Source organism: Micromonospora sp. DSM 43699 (assembly GCF_055517075.1).
Map to the genome: position 1 here is coordinate 74,448 of NZ_JBTMMT010000019.1, position 19,641 is coordinate 94,088.

21 protein-coding genes are annotated in these 19,641 nt (G+C 73.0%); 17 read left to right on the forward strand and 4 right to left on the reverse strand.

Annotated features, from left to right (window positions below; genetic code table 11):
• Positions 1-207 precede the first annotated feature (207 nt).
• The 6 genes from AC0AIB_RS12830 to AC0AIB_RS12855 are packed head-to-tail and all read left to right on the forward strand — an operon-like array spanning position 208 to position 4,168.
• Positions 208-738 carry a nuclear transport factor 2 family protein gene (locus tag AC0AIB_RS12830; RefSeq protein WP_465096726.1) on the forward strand — a complete coding sequence of 177 codons (531 nt, stop codon included), beginning with the start codon at positions 208-210 and terminating at the stop codon, positions 736-738.
• Positions 735-1,484, forward strand: coding sequence for a nitroreductase family protein (locus tag AC0AIB_RS12835; RefSeq protein ID WP_465096727.1), 750 nt, complete (start codon positions 735-737; stop codon positions 1,482-1,484). The genes AC0AIB_RS12830 and AC0AIB_RS12835 overlap by 4 nt, the downstream gene beginning before the upstream one ends.
• Positions 1,481-1,978 (forward strand): nitroreductase family protein, encoded by a 498-nt coding sequence (locus tag AC0AIB_RS12840; RefSeq protein WP_465096728.1) that lies wholly within the window; start codon positions 1,481-1,483, stop codon positions 1,976-1,978. Before AC0AIB_RS12835 ends, AC0AIB_RS12840 begins: the two co-directional genes overlap by 4 nt.
• Positions 1,978-2,934: a zinc-binding dehydrogenase gene (locus tag AC0AIB_RS12845; RefSeq protein WP_328345986.1), complete on the forward strand. Its 957-nt coding sequence runs from the start codon at positions 1,978-1,980 to the stop codon at positions 2,932-2,934. The genes AC0AIB_RS12840 and AC0AIB_RS12845 overlap by 1 nt, the downstream gene beginning before the upstream one ends.
• Positions 2,931-3,689, forward strand: a complete 759-nt coding sequence (locus AC0AIB_RS12850) for an enoyl-CoA hydratase/isomerase family protein (protein WP_328345988.1) — start codon at positions 2,931-2,933, stop codon at positions 3,687-3,689. Before AC0AIB_RS12845 ends, AC0AIB_RS12850 begins: the two co-directional genes overlap by 4 nt.
• Positions 3,686-4,168 carry a MaoC family dehydratase gene (locus AC0AIB_RS12855; protein ID WP_328345990.1) on the forward strand — a complete coding sequence of 161 codons (483 nt, stop codon included), beginning with the start codon at positions 3,686-3,688 and terminating at the stop codon, positions 4,166-4,168. Before AC0AIB_RS12850 ends, AC0AIB_RS12855 begins: the two co-directional genes overlap by 4 nt.
• Positions 4,169-4,184: 16 nt before the next feature.
• Here AC0AIB_RS12855 and AC0AIB_RS12860 read toward each other — a convergent pair whose 3' ends face one another.
• From AC0AIB_RS12860 to AC0AIB_RS12870, 3 genes are read right to left on the reverse strand one after another with little or no spacing between them, the layout of a single operon-like run.
• A complete protein-coding gene (locus AC0AIB_RS12860; protein ID WP_328345991.1) occupies positions 4,185-4,700 on the reverse strand; it encodes a flavin reductase family protein in 516 nt (171 codons plus the stop codon).
• Positions 4,697-5,515, reverse strand: coding sequence for a VOC family protein (locus AC0AIB_RS12865; RefSeq protein ID WP_328345992.1), 819 nt, complete (start codon positions 5,513-5,515; stop codon positions 4,697-4,699). Before AC0AIB_RS12865 ends, AC0AIB_RS12860 begins: the two co-directional genes overlap by 4 nt.
• The gene (locus tag AC0AIB_RS12870) at positions 5,512-6,249 is read right to left on the reverse strand and encodes an enoyl-CoA hydratase/isomerase family protein (protein ID WP_328345993.1); all 738 of its coding nucleotides are present in this window, start codon (positions 6,247-6,249) and stop codon (positions 5,512-5,514) included. Before AC0AIB_RS12870 ends, AC0AIB_RS12865 begins: the two co-directional genes overlap by 4 nt.
• 196 nt (positions 6,250-6,445) lie before the next feature.
• On the opposite strand from AC0AIB_RS12870, the gene AC0AIB_RS12875 reads away from it, so the two are divergent.
• The 11 genes from AC0AIB_RS12875 to AC0AIB_RS12925 all read left to right on the forward strand — a co-directional run bounded on the left by AC0AIB_RS12875 (position 6,446) and on the right by AC0AIB_RS12925 (position 18,576).
• Positions 6,446-7,963: an ABC transporter substrate-binding protein gene (locus tag AC0AIB_RS12875; RefSeq protein ID WP_328345995.1), complete on the forward strand. Its 1,518-nt coding sequence runs from the start codon at positions 6,446-6,448 to the stop codon at positions 7,961-7,963.
• A 115-nt stretch (positions 7,964-8,078) separates the two neighbouring features.
• Positions 8,079-8,849 carry an ABC transporter ATP-binding protein gene (locus AC0AIB_RS12880; protein ID WP_465096729.1) on the forward strand — a complete coding sequence of 257 codons (771 nt, stop codon included), beginning with the start codon at positions 8,079-8,081 and terminating at the stop codon, positions 8,847-8,849.
• Positions 8,846-9,769 carry an ABC transporter permease gene (locus AC0AIB_RS12885; RefSeq protein WP_328345999.1) on the forward strand — a complete coding sequence of 308 codons (924 nt, stop codon included), beginning with the start codon at positions 8,846-8,848 and terminating at the stop codon, positions 9,767-9,769. Before AC0AIB_RS12880 ends, AC0AIB_RS12885 begins: the two co-directional genes overlap by 4 nt.
• Positions 9,770-9,771: 2 nt before the next feature.
• The gene (locus AC0AIB_RS12890) at positions 9,772-10,662 is read left to right on the forward strand and encodes an ABC transporter permease (protein ID WP_328346001.1); all 891 of its coding nucleotides are present in this window, start codon (positions 9,772-9,774) and stop codon (positions 10,660-10,662) included.
• Positions 10,659-11,450: an ABC transporter ATP-binding protein gene (locus AC0AIB_RS12895; RefSeq protein WP_328346003.1), complete on the forward strand. Its 792-nt coding sequence runs from the start codon at positions 10,659-10,661 to the stop codon at positions 11,448-11,450. The genes AC0AIB_RS12890 and AC0AIB_RS12895 overlap by 4 nt, the downstream gene beginning before the upstream one ends.
• Before the next feature lie 17 nt (positions 11,451-11,467).
• On the forward strand, positions 11,468-12,886 hold the full coding sequence (locus AC0AIB_RS12900; protein WP_465096730.1) for a zinc ribbon domain-containing protein: 1,419 nt from the start codon (positions 11,468-11,470) through the stop codon (positions 12,884-12,886).
• A complete protein-coding gene (locus tag AC0AIB_RS12905; protein ID WP_328346005.1) occupies positions 12,876-14,060 on the forward strand; it encodes an acetyl-CoA acetyltransferase in 1,185 nt (394 codons plus the stop codon). The genes AC0AIB_RS12900 and AC0AIB_RS12905 overlap by 11 nt, the downstream gene beginning before the upstream one ends.
• On the forward strand, positions 14,057-14,977 hold the full coding sequence (locus tag AC0AIB_RS12910) for an SDR family NAD(P)-dependent oxidoreductase (protein WP_328346006.1): 921 nt from the start codon (positions 14,057-14,059) through the stop codon (positions 14,975-14,977). Before AC0AIB_RS12905 ends, AC0AIB_RS12910 begins: the two co-directional genes overlap by 4 nt.
• A 31-nt stretch (positions 14,978-15,008) precedes the next feature.
• Positions 15,009-15,503 (forward strand): VOC family protein, encoded by a 495-nt coding sequence (locus AC0AIB_RS12915; RefSeq protein WP_328346008.1) that lies wholly within the window; start codon positions 15,009-15,011, stop codon positions 15,501-15,503.
• Entirely contained in the window at positions 15,503-17,026 is a 1,524-nt protein-coding gene (locus AC0AIB_RS12920; protein ID WP_328346010.1) for a class I adenylate-forming enzyme family protein, read from the forward strand. The genes AC0AIB_RS12915 and AC0AIB_RS12920 overlap by 1 nt, the downstream gene beginning before the upstream one ends.
• On the forward strand, positions 17,023-18,576 hold the full coding sequence (locus AC0AIB_RS12925) for a class I adenylate-forming enzyme family protein (protein ID WP_465096731.1): 1,554 nt from the start codon (positions 17,023-17,025) through the stop codon (positions 18,574-18,576). The genes AC0AIB_RS12920 and AC0AIB_RS12925 overlap by 4 nt, the downstream gene beginning before the upstream one ends.
• A 31-nt stretch (positions 18,577-18,607) precedes the next feature.
• Here the strand turns inward: AC0AIB_RS12925 and AC0AIB_RS12930 are convergent, their stop codons facing one another.
• The gene (locus AC0AIB_RS12930) at positions 18,608-19,591 is read right to left on the reverse strand and encodes an MBL fold metallo-hydrolase (RefSeq protein WP_328346014.1); all 984 of its coding nucleotides are present in this window, start codon (positions 19,589-19,591) and stop codon (positions 18,608-18,610) included.
• Positions 19,592-19,641 lie beyond the last annotated feature (50 nt).

Here is a 19,641-nt window from a genome sequence, read left to right on the forward strand (position 1 = left end):
GAAATGCCTGCCGGAGATAATACCAGCCGGTCGGTATGAAAGGCATCCCTTGAGTTGTCCGATCCGGAGGTGTTAGATACCCACCAGTCGGAATGTAGGAGGCCGGATGACCCGCGCGGTCCGGGCAGGCATGGACTTCATCTCCGCGCTCGACCGGGGCAGCCTCGGGGCCTGGCCCGGCTGTGCGCCGGGGACGCGACCTGGTGGGTGGACACCGGCCCGGACCGACGCGGTGGCGACCCGGTCCTCGCTCCGCACGGCAGCGGGCGCTTCCCGTTGCCCGCGGCGTTGGCGACGGCGCTGGCCCCGTGGCCGGCCCTGGCTCGGGGCGACCTCGACGCGTTCGGCGCGCTGTTCACCGCCGACGCCACCTGGTGGACCGACTCCGGCCGCCGCCGCGACCTCGGCCGGCAGCACCGGTGGGGCGACCTCGACGCCGGCCCGTTGCACGGCCGGGTCGCGATGACCGGCAAACTCGCCGCGATGCGGGCGCGGCTGGCCGGCGGGGCGTACCGGTCGGCCGCCGTCGAGGTGACCGCCGAGCGGTGGGTCGTCGACGACACCCTGGTCGCCGTCGAGGCCCGGGGCGAAGCCACCCTCGGGGACGGCTCCCGCTACCAGAACCGCTATCTCTGGGTCGTCGACGTCCAGCCCGGGGGCATCGCCGGGGTCCGCGAGTACTGCGACACCCTGCACGTCGCCGACCTGATGGGCCACGACGCGGAGGTCGGTCGATGACCCTGCCCTTCACCGACCTCAACCACGTGCTGACCACCACCCGGTCGGTCCGGCTGCGCCTCGACTACGACCGCCCGGTGCCGATCGGCCTGATCGGCGAGTGCCTGCAACTCGCGGTGCAGGCCCCCACCGGCGGCGGCGCGGAGGACTGGCGCTGGCTCGTCGTCGGCGACCCGACCCTCAAGGCCGAGTTGGCGAAGCTCTACCACGCCGCCTACCAGAAGTACGTGCACCAGCCGCTGCACAGCGCGGCGGGCGCGGACAGCGACCTCGTCCGGGGCCGCCTCGGCGGTGTCGACGCCGACGGCACGGTCAGTGCCCGGACCGCACGCATCCTCGCCGGTGCCGAACACCTCGCGCGGAACATCGGCCGGGCCCCGTACCTCGTCATCCCCTGCGCGACCCGGCCCGACCCGGCCACCGGTGGCCCCGGCACCAACTCCGCCCTCTACGGGTCGCTCTATCCGGCGATCTGGCAGTTCAACCTGGCGTTGCGGGCCCGGGGGCTCGGCACGGTGATCACCACCCTGCACCTGCACCACGCGGCGTCCGTCGCCGTGCTGCTCGGCATCCCCGACGACGCGGTGCAGATCACCATGCTGCCGGTCGCGTACACAGTCGGCACCGACTTCAGGGTCGCGGCCCGCCGGCCCGTCGACAGCGTCAGCTATCTCGACCGGTGGGGGACGCCGTTGCCCTACCGGGACAAGCCCGTCGACCGCCTCACCGGAGAGGACCACGGATGAGCAGCAAGGTGATCACCGACATCGACGAGGTGCTGACCACCACCCGTGCGGTGCGCCGCCGGATGGACCTCGACCGACCCGTCGGCCGGGCCGTCATCGAGGAGTGCCTGCGCCTCGCGCAGCAGGCGCCGATGGGCTCCAACCTGGAGGACTGGCGGATCGTCGCGGTCGACGACCCGACGCTCAAACGGCAACTGTCCCAGCTGTACACCGAGATCTGGGACGCCACCGTCGCGCAGCCTCTGGCCGGCGGCGAGGCGGCGACCACCGCCCGGTTGTCGCCGAGTGTCCGCGCCGACCCGCAGGCCCAGGCGCGACAGCACCGGGCCACCCGGGTACGCGAGGTGCTCGGCCTGCCCGACGACTGGCGACCCGTCACCCTCGCCCCGGTCGCCTACACCCGGGGGCTCGACTTCCGCCCCGCCGCCCGGGCCGACCTCGCCGACGTGGCGAGTTGGAACGGGCCCACCGAGCGGGCCGGATCGGCGGCGTGATGAGAGCCGCCCACGTCCTGACGCCCTGCGCCGACGACCCGGTCGACGCGCTGCGGGTCGGCGACCTCGCCGCCCCGGTGGCGCCTGCGGGCTGGGTGGAGGTCGAGGTCCGGGCCGGCGCGCTCAACATGCACGACATCTGGACGCTGCGTGGCATCGGCACCACGCCGCCCGCCGGGCACCGGGTCATCGGCAGCGACGCGGCCGGCGTCGCCGGGGACCGGGAGGTGATCGTCTACCCCGTGCTGCCCACCGCGCCGAACGGCCGGACCGTCCGCCACGCGCGGCTGCTCCCCGATGCCGGGCACGGGGTCCTCGCCGAACGGATCGTGGTGCCGGCGGCGCACCTCGTCCCCAAACCGGCCGGGCTGAGCTGGGCCGAGGCGGCCAGCCTCCCGACGGCCTGGCTCACCGCGTACCGCATGCTGTTCACCAGGGCGGCGGTCGCCCCCGGGCGGGTGGTACTGGTGCAGGGCGCGGGCGGCGGGGTCGCGACCGCCGCGATCGGCCTCGCGGTGGCCGCCGGTGCCACCGTGATCGTCACCTCCCGATCCCCGGCCAAGCGGGAGCGGGCGCTGGCCCTCGGCGCGGCCGTCGCCCTGGACAGCGGCGCGCGGACGCCGGAACTCGCCGACATCGTCGTCGAGACCGTCGGCCCGGCCACCTTCGCCCACTCGACCCGCTCGACCCGGGCCGGCGGGACCATCGTGGTGTGCGGTGGCACGAGTGGTTTCACCGCCGAGTTGGACCTGCCGCGCCTGTTCGCCCGGGAGATCAGCGTGCACGGCGCGACCATGGGCACCCTGGACGAGTTCGTGGCGCTTGTCGGGTTCGTCGACACCCACCGGGTCCGGCCCACCGTCGACAGCGTCGTCGACCTCGCCGACATCCGCGTCCAGGCCGGCCGGATGCTCGCCGGCACCGGGTTCGGCAAGCTCTGCGTGAGCCTCACGTGACCTCCGTGGTGCTGACCCGGCGGGGGGCCGCCCTCTGGGCGCGGATCGACCGTCCCGGTGCCGGCAACGCCTGCGACAGCACGGTGCTGGCCGGGCTCGAACGGTGGCTCGCCGGCGCGGCCGACCCGGACGTCCGGGTGCTCGTGCTCACCGGGACCGGCCGGAGCTTCTGCGCCGGGGCCGACCTCGCCGAGGCCACCGCCCTGCTCGGGGACCTGCCCGCGCTGCTGACCTTCCTCGACCGGGGCCGCCGCCTGGTACGCGGCATCCGGGCGGCCCCGGTGCCCACCGTCGCCGCGGTCAACGGGGCGGCCTTCGGTGGCGGCCTCGAACTGCTGCTCGGCTGTGACCTCGCCGTCGCCGCCGACAGCGCCCGGATCGGCGACCGGCACCTCGCCGTCGGCCAGGTACCCGGCTGGGGGTCCAGTGCCCTGCTGCCGCTCGCCGTCGGCCCGGCGCTCGCCCGCCGCCTGCTGATCACCGGCGAGACCTGGTCGGCCGAGGAGTCCGCAGGTCGGGGACTGGTCAGCGCGGCGGTGCCCGACCATCACCTCGTCCCGCACGTCGACGCGCTGACCGAGGCGATCGCGGCCCTCGACCAGTCGGCGGTCCGGCGGATGCTGGACCTCGCCCGTCCGGTGGTCACCGACGCCGCCTGGGACCGGGAGTGGGCGACCCTCACCACGCACCTCGCCGGCCAGGCGGCCGCCGTGGACCTACCACCGGAAACGGAGTCCCACCGATGCGCGCCATGAGACGAACCACCGTCGACACCCCGAGCGACCTGCTGGAACTGGTCGGCGCGGAACTGGGCGTCAGCGCGCCGCAGGTGGTGACCCAGCAGCAGGTCGACCAGTTCGCCGACGTCACCGGGGACCACCAGTGGATCCACGTCGACGTCGAGCGGGCCCGGTCCGGGCCGTTCGGCAGCACCGTCGTGCACGGGTTCCTGACCCTGGCGCTCGTCCCCCGGCTGCTCGCCGACATCCTCGAGGTGCGGACCTTCTCGATGGGGGTCAACTACGGCCTCGACCGGGTCCGGTTCATCAGACCGTTGCCGCCGGGCACCGCGATCCAGGCCACCGCGACCCTCGTCTCGGCGACACCGATCGCCCCGGCGGGGGAGGGCTCGGCCGGCGGGGTGCAGGCCAAGGCGTCGGTGGTGGTGGAGTTCGCCGAGGCGTCGCAGCCCTGCTACGTGGCGGAGATCCTGTTCCGCTACTACGACGCCTGAGACCGGTTGCCGGCGCTCACTCGGTCGCCGTCCGGGACGGCGTGACGAACCGCCCGCGGTAGAACGACAGCGCCGGCACGTCCGTCGGCTTCAGGTGCACCTGGTCGACGTCGAGCAGGATGATCACGTGGTCCCCGCTGGTGACCACCTCGTCGCGCCGCCCGGTGAGGATAGCCGGGGTGTCCGGCAGCAGCGGTACGCCGTCCGTGCCGGGTACCCAGGACACCCCGGCGAGCCGTTCGGCCCCGGACAGGCCGGAGGTGGCGAACCTGCGGGCCACGTCCTGCTGGTCCTGACTGAGGATGTGGATCGCGATCCGGTCGGACGCCAGCAGGACCGGGAAGCTCGACGAGAAGCTGGTGACGCAGAAGAGCACCTTCGCCGGTTCCAGCGAGACCGAGGTGAACGAGTTCACGGTCAACGCGGCGACGACGCCGTCGGCGGTCACCGCAGTCACCGCCGTCACGCCGGTGGGGAAGTGTCCGCACACCTGGCGGAACTCGGCGGAGTCGAACAGGGGCTCGGCCATCATCGGTTCACCGCCGGGTCGCAGGAGTCGTGGTCGGGACGGAGCCCGTCTTCGAGCTGGATGAGGCAGAGGGTGTGACCGTCCGGGTCCTTCACCAGGTGCAGGCGTCCGTGCGGGCTGTCGACCGGCCCGACGGTCGGCAGCCCGCCGAGGGCGGTCACCCGGGCCAGCGCCTCGTCGAGGGACGCGACGGCGAAGTAGGTGATCCACTTCGACGGGATGAGGTTCGGCCAGGCGTTGTCGAGGGCGAGGACCCCGGCGACGGGGACGTCCCCGAGCATCAGGACGGTGTAGGGCCGGGTGGTCGGTGAGTCGTCGCGCTGGGCGGTGGTGTAGCCGAACAGGGCGCGGTAGTAGGCCACCGACTCGGCGGGCTCGCCGGTGTCCAGCTCGTTCCAGCACAGCGCGCCCACCGAGTTGACCGCCTGGACGCCGACGCGCGACTCACCCTGGTAGAGGCCGAAGGCGGCGCCGAAGGGGTCGACGACCGCCGCACCGGTGCCGGCCGCCGGCAGGTAGCGCGGTGGCGTGACCAGTTCGCCGCCGAGCGCCACCGCCTGCCGCGCGGAGGCGGCGACGTCGTCGACGGCGAAGTAGGCGAGCCAACCGCGGGGCCGGCCGCCGTGCAGGGTCGTGGCGTCGGAGATCCCGGCGACGTCCCGCCCGTCGATGCTGCACATCCGGTAGGTGGTGGCACCCAGCCGTTCGGCGCGGACCGTCCACCCGAGCAGCGCGCCGTAGAAGGCCTCGGCCCGCTGCGGGTCGGGGGTGCACAGCTCCACCCAGACCGCCTCGCCGGGCTTGAAGCGGGGGCTCATCCGCCTGCTCCCCGGGTGGTGCGGCCCGCGACGACCGTGCGCGCCGAGATGTCGTACGCCTGGTCGGCGGTGCCGGTGGCCAGGCTCGATTCGACCACCTCGACCACCGCCCGCAGGGTGGCACCCGGCACGGCCAGCAGGGTGTCGACGAGGTCGTCCACCGCCCGGTCCAGGTCGTCGTCGGCGACCACCCGGACGACCAGGCCCCAGCCGAGGAGTTGTTCGGCGGTCGCGGTCGCCGCGCCGGTCAGCAGGTGGTAGGCCTGCTGCCGGGGCACCGACCGGGCGATCGTGTGGCCGACACCGGCGGGGGCGAAGCCGTACCGCGCCTCCGGGAGGGACAGCCGGGCGTCTGTGGCGGCGACCGGCAGGTGCACGGCGCTGAGCAGACCGACGCCGAACCCGATGATCCGCCCCCGGACGCCGGCGACGACGGGCACGGGCAGCCGTCTGATCCGGTGCAGCGCCGCGTCGCTGGCCCGCAGGTCGGCCGCGACCGCCTCCCGGGTGGCGTCGGCCAGCGCGGCGAAGGAGGAGGTGTCCCAGCCGGCACAGAAGTGCTTCCCTGCCAGGTCGAGGCGGACGACCGCACACCTGTCGTCGGCTGCGGCGGTCTCCAGGGTGTCGACGAGGTGGTGCAGCGCGGCGCTGTCGAAGCAGTTGCCGCGTGCCGCGTTGTCGTAGCGGACCCGGGCGAGGCGGCCGTCGTGCCCATGAGTGAGGGTGATGGTCACGGCAGCATCATACATACCGGTCGGTATGAATACAACGTCGCTGGTCGGCCGGCCTTTGTCACGCGAATGTCACGAGCGGGATACCCGGTCGACCCGTTGACTTGATACCGGCTGGTCGGTACTTTGTGGCGAACGTCACCGCTGCCTCACGCGGAGACATGACGGGTCCATCGCCGTGAAGGACACCATGATGATCATGAAATCCCTGCGCTCCCGGCGCTCCTTGGCACTGGTCGCCGCCCTGACCGTCGCGAGCGCCGGCCTCACCGCCTGCGGCGGCTCCGACTCCGACAGCACCGGCTCGTCCGACACCGCCCCCATCCGGGCGCTGCTCGCCGCTCAGCCGGCCACCCTCGACCCGATCGTCGGGGCGCGTTCCGCCCAGATCGTCTGGGCGACGATGCTCGAACCCCTGATCAACACCGGTAGCGACCTCGCCCCGGCCGACACCGGCCTGGTCACCGGCTGGACCCGCACCGACGCGACGACCTGGACGTTCAAGGTCCGTCCCGACATCAGCTTCAGCAACGGCGAGAAGGCGGACGCGGCGGCGGTGGCCAACACCATCACCCTCACCCGCGACAGCGCGGCCTCGCAGCTCAAGTCGTACTTCGGCAACGTCACCGCCATCGAGGCGCCCGACGCCACCACCGTCGTGGTGAAGACCAAGACCCCGCAGTACGACATCCCCGACCTGCTCACCACCGTCTACCTGGTGCCGCCGAAGTACTACCAGGAGAAGGGCTCGGAAGGCTTCGCCGCCGCACCCGTCGGCACCGGCCCGTACGTCTGGGCGGGCGGGAACGCCGGCCGGGACATCTCGGTCAAGCGCAACCCCGACTACTGGGGGACCAAGGCGACCAACACCGGTGTCACCTTCACCTGGGCCAACGAGGCCGCCCAGCGGCTCGCGCTGATCCAGAGCAAGAGCGTGGACGTCTCCTTCGACCTGCCGCCGGCACAGGCGAGCGCGGCCAAGTCCGCAGGCGTCAACGTGGTGAGCACCGAGACGGCTATCAAGATCATCGCCTTCCTCGACTCCACCAAGGCGCCGTTCGACGACCCCAAGCTGCGCGAGGCGGCGGCCCTGGCCATCGACCGCGACGCCATCGTCAAGGGAATCTTCGACGGCCAGGCGGTGGCCGACGCCGGCCTGCTCAACGTCAAGCCCGGCCAGCAGCCGACGCAGAGCGTGACCGCCGACGTCGCCAAGGCCAAGGAACTGGTCGGCGGGGCGAGCCCGACCGTGCAGATCACCTACCCGGCGGCCCAGTACACCAACATCGAAGAGGTCTCCCAGGCCGTCGGTGGCAGCCTGGAGAAGGCCGGCTTCAAGGTCAGCTACGTGCCGCTGGACTACGGCACGCTGGTCAAGCGGATCATCGGCCGCCAGGTGCCCGGCATCTCGATCTTCGCCGGGGTGCCGAACGTCGCCGTGCCGGACTACTTCGTCAGCGGCTTCATGAAGACGAAGTCGATCACCGGCAACTGCCCCGACCCGCAGATCGACACCCTCGCCCAGCAGGCCCTGGAGCAGGACGACGTCCAGCAGGCCACCCCGATCTACGAGCAGCTCAACACGATCGGCGTGGTCCAGAAGCACTGCTACGTGCCGCTGTACCGGCAGGTGTTCAACTACGCGAACGGACCCGGCGTCTCCGGCGTGGTGTTCGGCCCGCTGAACACCGTGGACTTCACGAAGACGACCCGCTGACGATGTCCGAGGTAGTGGAGACGGGGGTGGCGGGCGGCCACCCCCCGCACCCCCCCCCCCCCGCGCACCCACCCCACACGCCCGGCAGCCCCGCACCCCGGCGTCGGACCTCCCCGTGCTGGAGGTCGACGACCTCGTCGTCGAGCACCGCGACGGCGGCACCGGCGCGCTCTTCCGGGCGGTCGACCAGGTGTCGCTGCGCATCGCGGCAGGCGAGAGCGTCGCCGTCGTCGGCGAGTCCGGTTCCGGCAAGACCACGCTCGCGATGGCGGCGACCGGGCTGGGCCCGCGCGGCCGGGGCGACGTCCGGCTGCTCGGCCACTCGCTCTCGGCGATCAGCCGCACCCGGCTGCGGCGGCTGCGCCCCGAGGTGCAGGTGGTCTTCCAGGACCCGCACGGCTCGCTCGACCCCCGCCAGTCGGTCCGGTCCGGGCTGCGGGAACTACGCGCCCTGCAACCCGAGCGGACCTCCTGGATCGACGACGCCGACCTGCTCGGCCGGGTCCGGCTCGCCCCGGACCTGCTCGACCGCTACCCCCACCAGCTCTCCGGGGGCCAGGCACAGCGGGTCTGCATCGCCCGCGCGCTGCTCATGCGACCGCGTCTCATCGTCGCCGACGAACCGACCTCCGGCCTCGACGTCTCCGTCCAGGCCGACGTGCTGGCCCTGCTGCGGGAGATCCGGACCACCACCGGCGCGGCGCTGCTGATGATCAGCCACGACCTGGCCGTGGTCCGTTCGCTCTGCGACGTCGTGCACGTGATGCACCGGGGCCGGGTCGTCGAGGCAGGGCCCTGCGACCGGGTCTTCGGCGCCCCCGAGAACGACTACACCCGCGAACTGCTCGCCGCGATGCCCGGCGCGCGCTGGAGGTCCCGCCGATGAAGGCCAGCACCGTACGCCGCGTCGGCGGCCGGCTCGCGTCGCTGTTCGCCTCGCTGCTCATCGCGCTCAGCCTGGCGTTCCTGCTCGGCCGCCTCTCCGGTGACCCGACCGCCACCATCCTCGGCCCGATGGCCCCGCCCGAGCAACGCGAGGCGCTGCGCCACCAGCTCGGCCTGGACCTGCCCGTCGCCGTGCAGTACCTCGACTACCTCAAGGGCGTGCTCACCGGCGACCTCGGCCAGTCGTTGCAGTTCTACCAGTCGAACACCGCGATGATCGCCGACCGGCTGCCGTTCACCCTGCAACTGGTCGGCGCCGGGATGGCCCTCGCCCTACTGGTCGGCATCCCGCTCGGGGTGCTCGCGGCGACCCGGGAGGGCACCTGGTGGGACCGGGGCGCCTCCACCGTCGCCCTGCTCGGCCAGTCGGTGCCGGTCTTCTGGTTCGGGATGATGCTCGTGGTGCTGTTCGCCGTACAACTCGGCTGGCTGCCCGCCGGGCAGTCCGGCAGCCCGAAGCACCTGGTCCTGCCCGCGCTCACCATGTCGGTCTACCCGATGGCGCACATCGCCCGGCTCACCCGGGCGTCGATGAGCGACGCGCTGGCCGAGCCGTACATCGACTCCGCCCGCGCCCGGGGGATCAGCACCCACCGGGTGGTGTGGCGGCACGCCTTCACCAACGCGATGATGCCGATCCTGACGATCGTCGTGCTCCAGACCGGCATCCTGCTCTCCGGGGCGGTCGCCGTCGAGTACGTCTACTCCTGGCCGGGGCTCGGGCAGCTCGCGTTGCAGGCCATCCAGTTCCGGGACTTCCCGTTGGTGCAGGCGATCGTCGTGTTCGGGGCGCTGGTCTTCGTCGTGCTGAACCTGCTCGTCGACGTCCTGCACTCGATCGTCGACCCGAGGGTGAGGTGACCATGAGCCAACTCGAACTGGACCCCGTCGCGGGCACCGTGCCGCCGCCCCGCCGGGCCGGCCGGCGCGGGCGTACCTCGGTCTTCTGGCTGGCCCTGCCGCTGGCGGTGGCCGCCGTCGGGGTGTTCGTGCTGCCGCTGACGGGGCTGCTGCCGGAGGGCGGTCAGGACCTCGCCGCGACCCGCCGGCCACCCGCGTTCCTCGCCGGCGGCAGCTGGGCGCACCCCCTCGGCACCGACAAGCTCGGCCAGGACCTGCTCACCCAGTTCGTCTCGGCCGGTCGGCTGACCATCGTGATCGGCCTGGTCGGCGCGCTCGTCGCGATCGGGCCCGGCACACTGCTCGGCCTGCTGGCCGGCTACTTCCGGGGTGGTGTCGACCGGGTCATCTCGATCCTCATCGACGCCCAGCTCGCCCTGCCGTTCATCCTGGTCGCCCTCGCCATCATCGCCAACCGGGGCAGCTCGCTGCCGGTGCTGTTCCTGGTGCTGGCGCTCACCGGCTGGGCGGTGTGCGCCCGGGTCACCCGGGCGGCGACCCTGGCGATCCGGGAACGCCAGTTCGTCATCGGCCTGCGCGCGGCCGGCGCGTCCGAACCCCGGATCGTCTTCCGACACGTCCTGCCCAACCTCGCCGGCACCATCGTGGCGCTCGGCACCCTCCAGGTCGGCACGGCGATCCTGGTCGAGAGCGCGTTGAGCTTCCTCGGCCTGGGCGTGGTGCCGCCGATGAACAGCTGGGGCTCGATGCTGGCGTCGGGCCAGGACGAGCTCAGTCAGGCCTGGTGGATCGCCTTCTTTCCCGGGCTCGCCATCACCGGGCTGGTGCTGCTGGTGAACCTGCTCGGCGACGCGCTGCTCACCCACCACGACCCGCGGAAGAGGCGGCGATGACCGCACTGCTGAAGCTCACCGGGCTGTCGATCACCGCCCGGCTCGCCGTCGACGAGCTGCGCCTGCTCGACGACGTCGACCTGGAGATCCGCCGGGGCCAGATCGTCGGGGTCGTCGGCGAGTCCGGCAGCGGCAAGACCACCCTGGCCCGCGCCGTCGTCGGCCTGCTCGACCGCAACGTACGGGTCGACCGGGGCAGCATCGCGGTCGCCGGTGAGCAGGTGGTGGCCCCCGGCGTCGACCGGACCGACCGGGTCCGGGGCAGCGCCGTCGGCATGGTCTTCCAGGACGCGTCGCGGTCGTTGAACCCGCTGATGAAGGTCCGCACCCAGCTCGCCGAGGTGCTGCGCCGGCACGTCCGGGGCATCACCCGGGCCGAGGTCGAACGGCGCTCGGTGGAGGTGCTGGCGCAGATGCGGATCTCCGATCCCGCCCGGGTGCTGGCCAGCTACCCCCACCAGCTCTCCGGTGGCCTGCGGCAACGGGTCGCCATCGGGCTCGCCGTCGTCACCCGCCCCGCGCTGGTGATCGCCGACGAGTGCACCACCGCCCTGGACGTCACCACCCAGACCAAGGTCGTCGACCTGTTCCGCACCCTGGTCGACGAACTCGGCATCGGCCTGCTCTTCGTCACCCACGACCTGATGCTCGCCAGCGACCTGTGCGACCGGATCGCGGTGATGAGCGGCGGGCGGGTCGTCGAACAGGGCGACGCCCTGACCGTGCTGGACCAACCGCAGCAGGAGTACACCCGACGCCTGCTCGCCGCCATTCCCTCGTGGAGCTGAAGGAGAACCCGCGCCCCATGCCCGACCAGCCCGGCATCGACGCCTACGCGGCCTACCTCCCGGCGTACGTGCTCGACGACAACAGACTCGACCCGACCACGCCGCCGCGCACCGGTGGCCCCGCCCGCAGCGTCGCCGGCTACGACGAGGACGCCGTGACGATGGCCGTCGAGGTGTTGCGCCACGTCGCCGCCGACACCCCGGCCGGACGGCACCTGCTGCTGGCCACCACCAGCGCGCCGTACGAGGCGAAGACCTCGGCCGGGGTGGCGCACGAGGCGCTGGGACTCGACCCCGGCGTCACCGCGCTCGACCTGCGCGGCCACCGGGCCGGCGCGTCCGCCCTCGACCTGGTGGTCCGAGCCGGCGCCACGGCGGCCCTGGCCGACGTGCGGACCACCCGCCCCGGCGCCCCCGACGAACTCGCCCAGGGCGACGCCGCCGCGGCGTTCGTCGGCGGTGCGCGGGCCGCCGTGCTCCTGGCCCGCGCCGGCCACACCACCGAGGTGCTGGACCGCTGGCGGCTGCCCGGAGAACGGCACGACCGGGTCTGGGACGAACGGTTCACCGCCGAGATCCTCGTCGCCGCAGGCCTCGACACCGTCCGCCGCGCCCTGGCCGAGGCGTCCCTCGACGCCGTCGACCAGGTCGTCGTGTCGTCGTCGAACCCGCGCGCCGCGACCGCGCTGCGCAAGGCGCTCGGCGGCACGGGGCAGGACGCGACCATCGAACGGGCCACCGGCTTCACCGGCGCCGCCCACCCCGGGTTGCTGCTCGCGGCGGCGCTCGACGAGGCGCAACCCGGCCAGACCATCCTGCTGCTGTCGGCCACCGAGGGCGCCGACGCGTTCGTCCTGCGGGTCGGCGACGGGGTACGCGTGGCCCGGGGCGGCCCCTCCGTCCGCGCGCAACTCGCCGCCCGCCAGCGCCTCGGCTACGGCCGCTACCTGCGCTGGCGTGGGCTGCTCGACGTGCAGGGCCCGGCCCGGCCGGCGGCCCCGGCCCCGGCGGCCCCGCCCATGCACCGCCGGGCCGGCTGGAAGTACCGGCTGGAGGGCAGCCGGTGCGACGCCTGCGGCCGGGTCACCACGCCGCCCGGTCGGGTCTGCGCGTCCTGCGGCATCGCCGGGTCGGACGCCGCGACCGGGAAGGTCTCGCTGCGCGACCGCACCGCCCGGGTGGTCTCGGTGACCCGGGACCACCTGACGACCATGCCGGAACCGGACGTCGCGATCGTCGTCGCCGACGTGGACGGCGGCGGCCGGCTCAGCGCGTACGCCACCGACGTGGCACCGGGCGACGTGGTGGTGGGCATGCCGATGACCCCCACCTTCCGCCGGCTCTGGACCACCGACTCGATCCACAACTACTTCTGGAAGCTCCGCCCGGCACCCGCCGACGCCGCGCCAGGGAAGGACACCGCCGATGGCCAGTAGGCGCACCACCCACGACGTCGCGATCGTCGCGATGGGCTGCACCCCGTTCCGGGACCACTGGAACTCCTCCGCCGACGACCTGCTCGTCGACGCCGTGCAGGAGTGCGTCGGGTCGCTGCCCGACGTCACCCTCGACGACGTCGACGCGTTCTGGGTCGGCACCCAGGGGTCCGGCCTGTCCGGGCAGACCCTGGCCCGACCGCTGCGGCTGACCGGCAAGCCGGTGACCCGGGTGGAGAACTACTGCGCCACCGGCTCGGAGGCGTTGCGCAACGCGGCCTTCGCGGTCGCCTCCGGGGCGTACGACATGGTGATGGCGACCGGGGTGGAGAAGCTCAAGGACTCCTCGTACTCCGGGCTGTCGGCGGTCTTCCCACCCGCCGACGGCACCGACGTCGACTGGACCGCGCCGGCCGGGTTCTCCCTGCTCGCCCCCGCCTACCAGGCGGCCTACGGGATCGACGAGCGGGAGATGCGCGCCGCGATGACCCGGGTCGCGGTGAAGAACCACGCAAACGGCGCCCGCAACGAACGCGCCCAGTTCCGCAGGGCCGTCTCCGCCGAGACGGTGGAACGGTCCCCCCGGATCGCCGGTCAGCTCGGCGTCATGGACTGCTCGGGCGTCTCCGACGGCGCGGCGGCGGCGATCCTGGTCCGGGCCGAGGACGCCCACAGGTACACCGACAATCCGGTCTACCTGCGCGGGATGAGCTTCGTCGCCGGCTCCGGGTCCGGGCTGGCCGCCGACGGCTACGACTTCACCACCTTCCCCGAGGTGGTCACCGCCGCCCGCGAGGCGTACGCGCAGGCCGGGGTGACCGACCCGGCGACCCAGATCTCGCTGGCCGAGGTGCACGACTGTTTCACCCCGACGGAGGTGGTGCTGATGGAGGATCTCGGTTTCTCCGCCCGCGGCAAGGCCTGGCGGGACATCCTCGACGGCCGCTACGACCCCGACGGGGCGCTGCCTGTCAACACCGACGGCGGGCTCAAGTCGTTCGGCCACCCGATCGGCGCGACCGGGCTGCGGATGATGTTCGAGTGCTTCACCCAACTGCGCGGGGAGGCCGGTGAGCGGCAGGTGCCCGACGCCCGGTTGGCGGTGGCCCAGAACCTCGGTGGGCAACCGGGCTCCTGCGTCGCGTTCGTGGCGGTCCTGGGGAACGAGCGATGAGCGCCCGGGTCACCCTCGACGGCCGGGTCGTCGTCGTCACCGGGGCGGGCAACGGCATCGGTCGGGCGCACGCCCTGACCCTCGCCGCGCACGGCGCGTCGGTGGTCGTCAACGACCTCGGCGGGACGGTCGACGGCTCGGGCTCCTCCGGCGCGGCCGATCAGGTGGTGGCGGAGATCCGCGCGGCCGGCGGCACCGCCGTCGCCTCGACCGACTCGGTGGCCACCGCCGCCGGGGGCGCCGACCTGGTCGGCCGGGCGATCGACGCCTACGGCCGGCTCGACGCCGTGATCCACAACGCCGGCATCCTGCGGGACCGGACGCTGGCCAAGATGACCGACGAGGACGTCCGCGCGGTGCTCGACGTGCACCTGGCCGGCGCGTTCCACGTCCTGCGCCCTGCCTGGCCGCACCTGGTCGCCCAGGGGTACGGCCGGATCGTGCTGACCAGTTCGTCGTCCGGCCTGTTCGGCAACTTCGGCCAGGCCAACTACGGTGCCGCCAAGACCGGCCTGATCGGGTTGATGAACGTGCTCGCGCTGGAGGGCGCCCGACGGGGCATCCTGGTCAACGCGATCGCGCCCACGGCGGCGACCCGGATGACCGAGAACCTCCTGGGCGAGTTGACCGACCGGTTCGACCCGCAGCACGTGGCCGCGGTGGCGACCTTCCTCGCCTCGGAGCAGTGCCAGCTCAACCGGCACATCCTCACCGTCGGCGGCGGCCGGGTCGGGCGGATCTTCCTGGGCGTCACCCCCGGCTGGTACGGCGGGACCGCGCCGGCCTCGCCCGACGACATCCTCGACGCGGTCGACGAGATCTGCCGACTCGACGACTTCATCGTGCCGGACAGCGGCGCCGACGAGGTCACCCTGATCCAACGGGTCCTCGGCGGGCCGTCCGGACCGTCCGCCTGAACCGCGCGAACCCCATCGGAAGGCAGGCATCATGCCGGTCAGCGAAGTGCACCACGTGGCCATGACCGTCTCGGACGTCGACCGCGCCGCGGACTTCTACGAGCGGGCCCTGGGTTACCGCCGGACGCTGCGTACCGACGTCGGCGGGCCGGGGATCGAGGTGTCGCTGGGGTTGCCCGCCGGCACCACCGGCCGGGTCCAGTACCTCCAGGGCCCCAGCCGGGTCGGCCAGCTCGAACTCATCGAGTGGAACGGCGTCAAGACCCGCACCGCCACCGCCGGTCACCTGGAACTGGGCACCTTCCTGCTCAGCTTCGAGGTGCCCCTGGACGAGTTGGACGCGCTGCACCGGCGGCTGACCGACCTGGGCGCGGAGTGCCTGTCCGCGCCGAACCGGGTGCTGCTGGACAACTACGGGTACATCACCGCCTTCGCCGCCCGGGACCTCGACGGCAACCTGCTGGAGTTCGTGTCGTTGCCGTCCCGGGAGGAGATCCTGGCCCGGCGGCGGGGGAGCGTCGACTGATGGCCGGCAGCAACTTCACCGAGACGCTGCGCCGCCAGGCGTTGCGCCGCGCCGACGCCGAGGCCCTGGTCGACGGGTCCGCCCGCTGGACGTACGCGGAACTCGACGCCGACGTCGACCGGCACGCCGCGGCCCTGCGCGACGCCGGCATCGCCGACGGCGACCTGGTCGGGGTGCTGGGGCGCAACACGGCCACCTACGTCATCGAGTTGTTGGCGCTGAGCCGGCTCGGCGCGATCTCGGTGCCGCTGAACTGGCGGCTGCACGTCAACGAGCAGGCGTACGTCCTCGACCAGGCCGGCGTCACCGGCCTGCTCTACGACGACGACTTCGCCGCCGACGTGGACCGGCTGGCGGCCGGCACCGGCTTGCGGACCCTGGTCGCCAACGGGAAACTCGTCGTCGGTGACGCCCGGCGGCTGGCCGACCTGCTGGCCGGTCAGCCACCCGGTGTCCGGGTCGCCGACGCCGACAAGAGCCCCGCCGACGTGCACCGGCTGCTCTACACCTCGGGCACCACCGCCCGCCCCAAGGGGGTGGTGCACACCTGCGGGAACCTCACCGCCAACCACTTCGCGCAGGTCCTCGAACTGGAGTTGACCGCCGCCGACCGGATCCTCGTCTCCGCCCCGCTGTTCCACGTCAGCGGGCTGGAGGCGCCGGGGCTGGCCACCTTCGTGGCCGGCGCGACGATGGTGCTCACCCCGACGTTCAAGCCGACCGACATCGCCCGGATCGCCGCCGAGGAACGGATCACCGGCCTGGTGCTGGCCGCCCAGATCCTGTTCGGGCTGCTCGACCTGGACGACCCGCCGGACCTGGGGTCGCTGCGCTACCTGCTCTTCGCCGGTGTCGCGCCGAGCGTGCGGCAGGAGGTGAAGCGTCGGCTGCCGCACGTCCGCCTGATCGACACCTTCGGCATGACCGAGCTGTGCAACGGGGTCTGCTATCTCGACGCCGCGCACGAGCAGAGCAAGCTGGGCGCGCTCGGTGCGCCGTTCCCCGGGGTGCAGATCCGGATCGTCGACGAGCACTTCCGGCCGGTCGGCCCGGACGTCGAGGGGGAGATCATCGTCCGGGGGGAGAAGGTCTCGCCCGGTTACTGGAACGACGACGAGGCCAACCGGCGTACCCGGCGTGACGGCTGGTTCCGCACCGGCGACGTGGGGCGGATCGACGCCGACGGCTACCTGTGGTTCGTCGACCGCCGGGCCGACCTGATCAAGTCCGGTGGGGAGAACATCGCCAGCGCCGAGATCGAGCGGGTCCTCGCCCGGCACCCCGACGTCGCCGAGGTCGCGGTGATCGGGGTGCCCGACCCGCGGTGGGACGAGGTGCCCAAGGCGTTCGTCATCCTGCGCCCCGGCGCGACCGGCACCGCCGAGGAACTGCGCGCGCACTGCCGGGCCGAACTGGCCCGCTACAAGGTCCCCCGGTACGTGCAGCTCGTGACGACGCTGCCGCGCAACGACTCCGGCAAGGTGCTGAAGAAGGCCCTGCGCGAGGCGGAGACGGCCCGGTGAGCACCGCGAACCTCGCCGCGATGCTGGCCGGCAACGCCCGCCGGTTCGCCGACGCCGACGCGCTGGTCTTCGAGGGTCGCCGGTGGACCCACCGGCAACTCGACGACGACGTCAACGCGCTGGCCGCCGGCCTGACCGCCGAGGGGGTACGCCGGGACAGCCGGGTGGCGATCGTGGCGGACAACGTCCCCGAGTTCCTGATCCTCTCGCTGGCGCTGGCGAAACTCGGCGCGGTCTTCGTCCCGCTGAACTACCGCCTCACGGCGGGGGAGTTGGCCCGGCTGCTGGCGCACGCGCGGGTCGGGGCGGTCGCCACGGTGCCGGAGTTCGCCGCGCTCACCACCGCCGCGCTCACCGACCTGCCGGGCGTACGCCGCTTCGCACTGGAACCGATCGACGACGGCTGGACCGACCTGCGGGCGCTCGTCGCGGCGCACCGGGGCGCGCGGGTCGCCGACGCCGCCCTCGACGAGACGGCCCTGCAACGGATCGTCTACACCTCCGGCACCACCAGCCTGCCCAAGGGGGTGCTGCTCACCCACGGCAACGTGAACAGGAACATGCACGCCCAGATCGTCGAGCTGGGGCTCCGGCCGACCGACCGGATCCTCAACGTCGCGCCGCTCTACCACGTCGGCGGCACCGACCTGCCCGGCTACGGCATCTGGCACGTCGGCGGCTGCATGGTGCTGCACCGCCGCTTCGTGCCGGCGGCCGTGCTGCGGGCGATGGAGGGCGAGCGGGTCACCGGCATGGTGCTGGCGGCGACGATGCTGGACATGGTCCGCCGCGAGGCGACCATCGTCGGCGCGGACCTGTCCTCGGTGCGCTGGCTGATCTTCTCCCAGGTCACCCCGGCGCTGTTCGCCGTGGCCCGGGGGCTGTTCCCGAACGCCCGGCTGATCGAGGGGTACGGCCTCACCGAGACCTGTAGCGGGCTGACCTACCTCGATGCGGCGCACCAGGAGTCCAAGCAGGGCTCGGTGGGTCTGCCGGTGCCGTGGGTCCAGGTCCGGGTGGTCGACCCGGACGGCAACGACGTGCCGGTCGGCGAGAACGGCGAGGTGGTCGCCCGCGGGCCGAAGGTGAGCCCCGGCTACCTCGACGATCCGGTGGCGACCCGGGCCGCGTTCCGGGACGGCTGGTTCCACACCGGTGACATCGGCTGTTTCGACGCCGACGGCTACCTGTACATCCGCGACCGGCTCAAGGACATGATCCGCAGCGGCGGGGAGAACATGTCAAGTGCCGAGATCGAGAACGTGCTGGCCGACCATCCGCTGGTGCTGGCCGTGTCGGTGGTGGCCGCGCCGCACCCGGTGTGGCAGGAGGTGCCGGCCGCGTTCGTGGTCGCCCGCCCGGGGCTGACCCCCGAGGCGCTGATCGCGCACGCCCGCCAGCGGCTCGGTCGGTTCAAGGTGCCGAAGGAGGTCTACCTGGTGCCGGAGTTCCCCACCAACCCGTCCGGCAAGGTGCTCAAGCGGACCCTGCGGGAGCTGCGGTCGACGCTGCGCCCGGACTGGACGTACGACGAGGCCCGCCGCGACTGAGGCCGGGTGCGGCCGGGTGCCGCGTGCGGCGTCATTGGTCGGCGCGGGTGGCGTGGCGCAGCAGGGCGAGGGTGTGCACGAGGGCGAACCGCCGGGTGCCCCGGCCCAGTTCGTCCCACGGCTTCTTCCAGGTCATCCGCCGGGCGAGGTCCCACGCGGTGCCGCTGTCGCGGGTCAGGGCGCGGACCGTGTCGACCTCGTCGCGGTGGAAGGCCGCGAGGGCCTCGGCGCGGGCGGCGACGTCCCGGTAGGGGAACTGGTGGGCGGGGCAGGCGATGGCGGCTCCGAGGTCGCGGATGCGGGCCAGCGTCCGGAACAGGTCGGCCGCCGGGTCGTCGCCGGGGCGGCTGACGATGGCCAGTTGGGTGGGCCCCTCGGCCATCATGGTGTCGCCGGTGAAGACCAGCCCCCGGCTGTCGACGTAGACGGTGTGCCCGTAGGTGTGCCCGGGGGCGGGCAGGGCGCGGATGGTCACGTCGCCGAAGCGGAGTTCGGTCTCGCCGGTCAGGGCCAGGTCGAGCCGCAGGCTCTCCGGGTGTTCGGCGACGGCGACCGCGTCGGCGTACATGGCGGCGACGACGTCGGGCGGGGCCCCGGTCAGGTCGAGCGCGGTGCGTACCTGCTGGAGGAAGGTGCCGCGCCGCTGGTGCATGGTGGCGAAGTCGTCGGCCCCACCCATGATCACCCGCGCGCCGGAGACGGCCCGTACCCGGTCGGCGAACCCGACGTGGTCCGGGTGGTTGTGGGTGAGCAGGACCGCCGTGATGGCGTCGACCCGCTGACCGACGGCCGCCACCGACTGCTGGAACGACGCCCAGCAACTCGGGTGGTCGTAGCCGGCGTCGACGAGGACCGGTCCGTCGCCGGTGGCGATCAGGAAGACGGTGATGGACCGCAGGGCGCTGCCGTGCAGGGGGACGGGGATGGCCCAGACACCGTCGACGACCTGGGCGGGGACCGGCACCTGGCGGGCCCGCCAGGTGGCGGCGTGGGCGTCGCTCACGGGTCTGGACATCGTCGGGAGGCTCCCTTACTGTGGGACACCAACATACCGGATGGTCGGAA

Bases quoted from the DNA above. Each gene is read 5' to 3' on its own strand.
- AC0AIB_RS12845 (WP_328345986.1), top strand. From the start codon at position 1,978: ATGAGAGCCGCCCACGTCCTGACGCCCTGCGCCGACGACCCGGTCGAC.
- AC0AIB_RS12910 (WP_328346006.1), top strand. From the start codon at position 14,057: ATGAGCGCCCGGGTCACCCTCGACGGCCGGGTCGTCGTCGTCACCGGG.
- AC0AIB_RS12865 (WP_328345992.1), bottom strand. From the start codon at position 5,515: ATGAGCCCCCGCTTCAAGCCCGGCGAGGCGGTCTGGGTGGAGCTGTGC.
- AC0AIB_RS12905 (WP_328346005.1), top strand. From the start codon at position 12,876: ATGGCCAGTAGGCGCACCACCCACGACGTCGCGATCGTCGCGATGGGC.
- AC0AIB_RS12900 (WP_465096730.1), top strand. From the start codon at position 11,468: ATGCCCGACCAGCCCGGCATCGACGCCTACGCGGCCTACCTCCCGGCG.
- AC0AIB_RS12915 (WP_328346008.1), top strand. From the start codon at position 15,009: ATGCCGGTCAGCGAAGTGCACCACGTGGCCATGACCGTCTCGGACGTC.
- AC0AIB_RS12885 (WP_328345999.1), top strand. From the start codon at position 8,846: ATGAAGGCCAGCACCGTACGCCGCGTCGGCGGCCGGCTCGCGTCGCTG.
- AC0AIB_RS12875 (WP_328345995.1), top strand. From the start codon at position 6,446: ATGAAATCCCTGCGCTCCCGGCGCTCCTTGGCACTGGTCGCCGCCCTG.
- AC0AIB_RS12920 (WP_328346010.1), top strand. From the start codon at position 15,503: ATGGCCGGCAGCAACTTCACCGAGACGCTGCGCCGCCAGGCGTTGCGC.
- AC0AIB_RS12890 (WP_328346001.1), top strand. From the start codon at position 9,772: ATGAGCCAACTCGAACTGGACCCCGTCGCGGGCACCGTGCCGCCGCCC.
- AC0AIB_RS12860 (WP_328345991.1), bottom strand. From the start codon at position 4,700: ATGATGGCCGAGCCCCTGTTCGACTCCGCCGAGTTCCGCCAGGTGTGC.
- AC0AIB_RS12835 (WP_465096727.1), top strand. From the start codon at position 735: ATGACCCTGCCCTTCACCGACCTCAACCACGTGCTGACCACCACCCGG.
- AC0AIB_RS12930 (WP_328346014.1), bottom strand. From the start codon at position 19,591: ATGTCCAGACCCGTGAGCGACGCCCACGCCGCCACCTGGCGGGCCCGC.
- AC0AIB_RS12855 (WP_328345990.1), top strand. From the start codon at position 3,686: ATGAGACGAACCACCGTCGACACCCCGAGCGACCTGCTGGAACTGGTC.
- AC0AIB_RS12840 (WP_465096728.1), top strand. From the start codon at position 1,481: ATGAGCAGCAAGGTGATCACCGACATCGACGAGGTGCTGACCACCACC.
- AC0AIB_RS12895 (WP_328346003.1), top strand. From the start codon at position 10,659: ATGACCGCACTGCTGAAGCTCACCGGGCTGTCGATCACCGCCCGGCTC.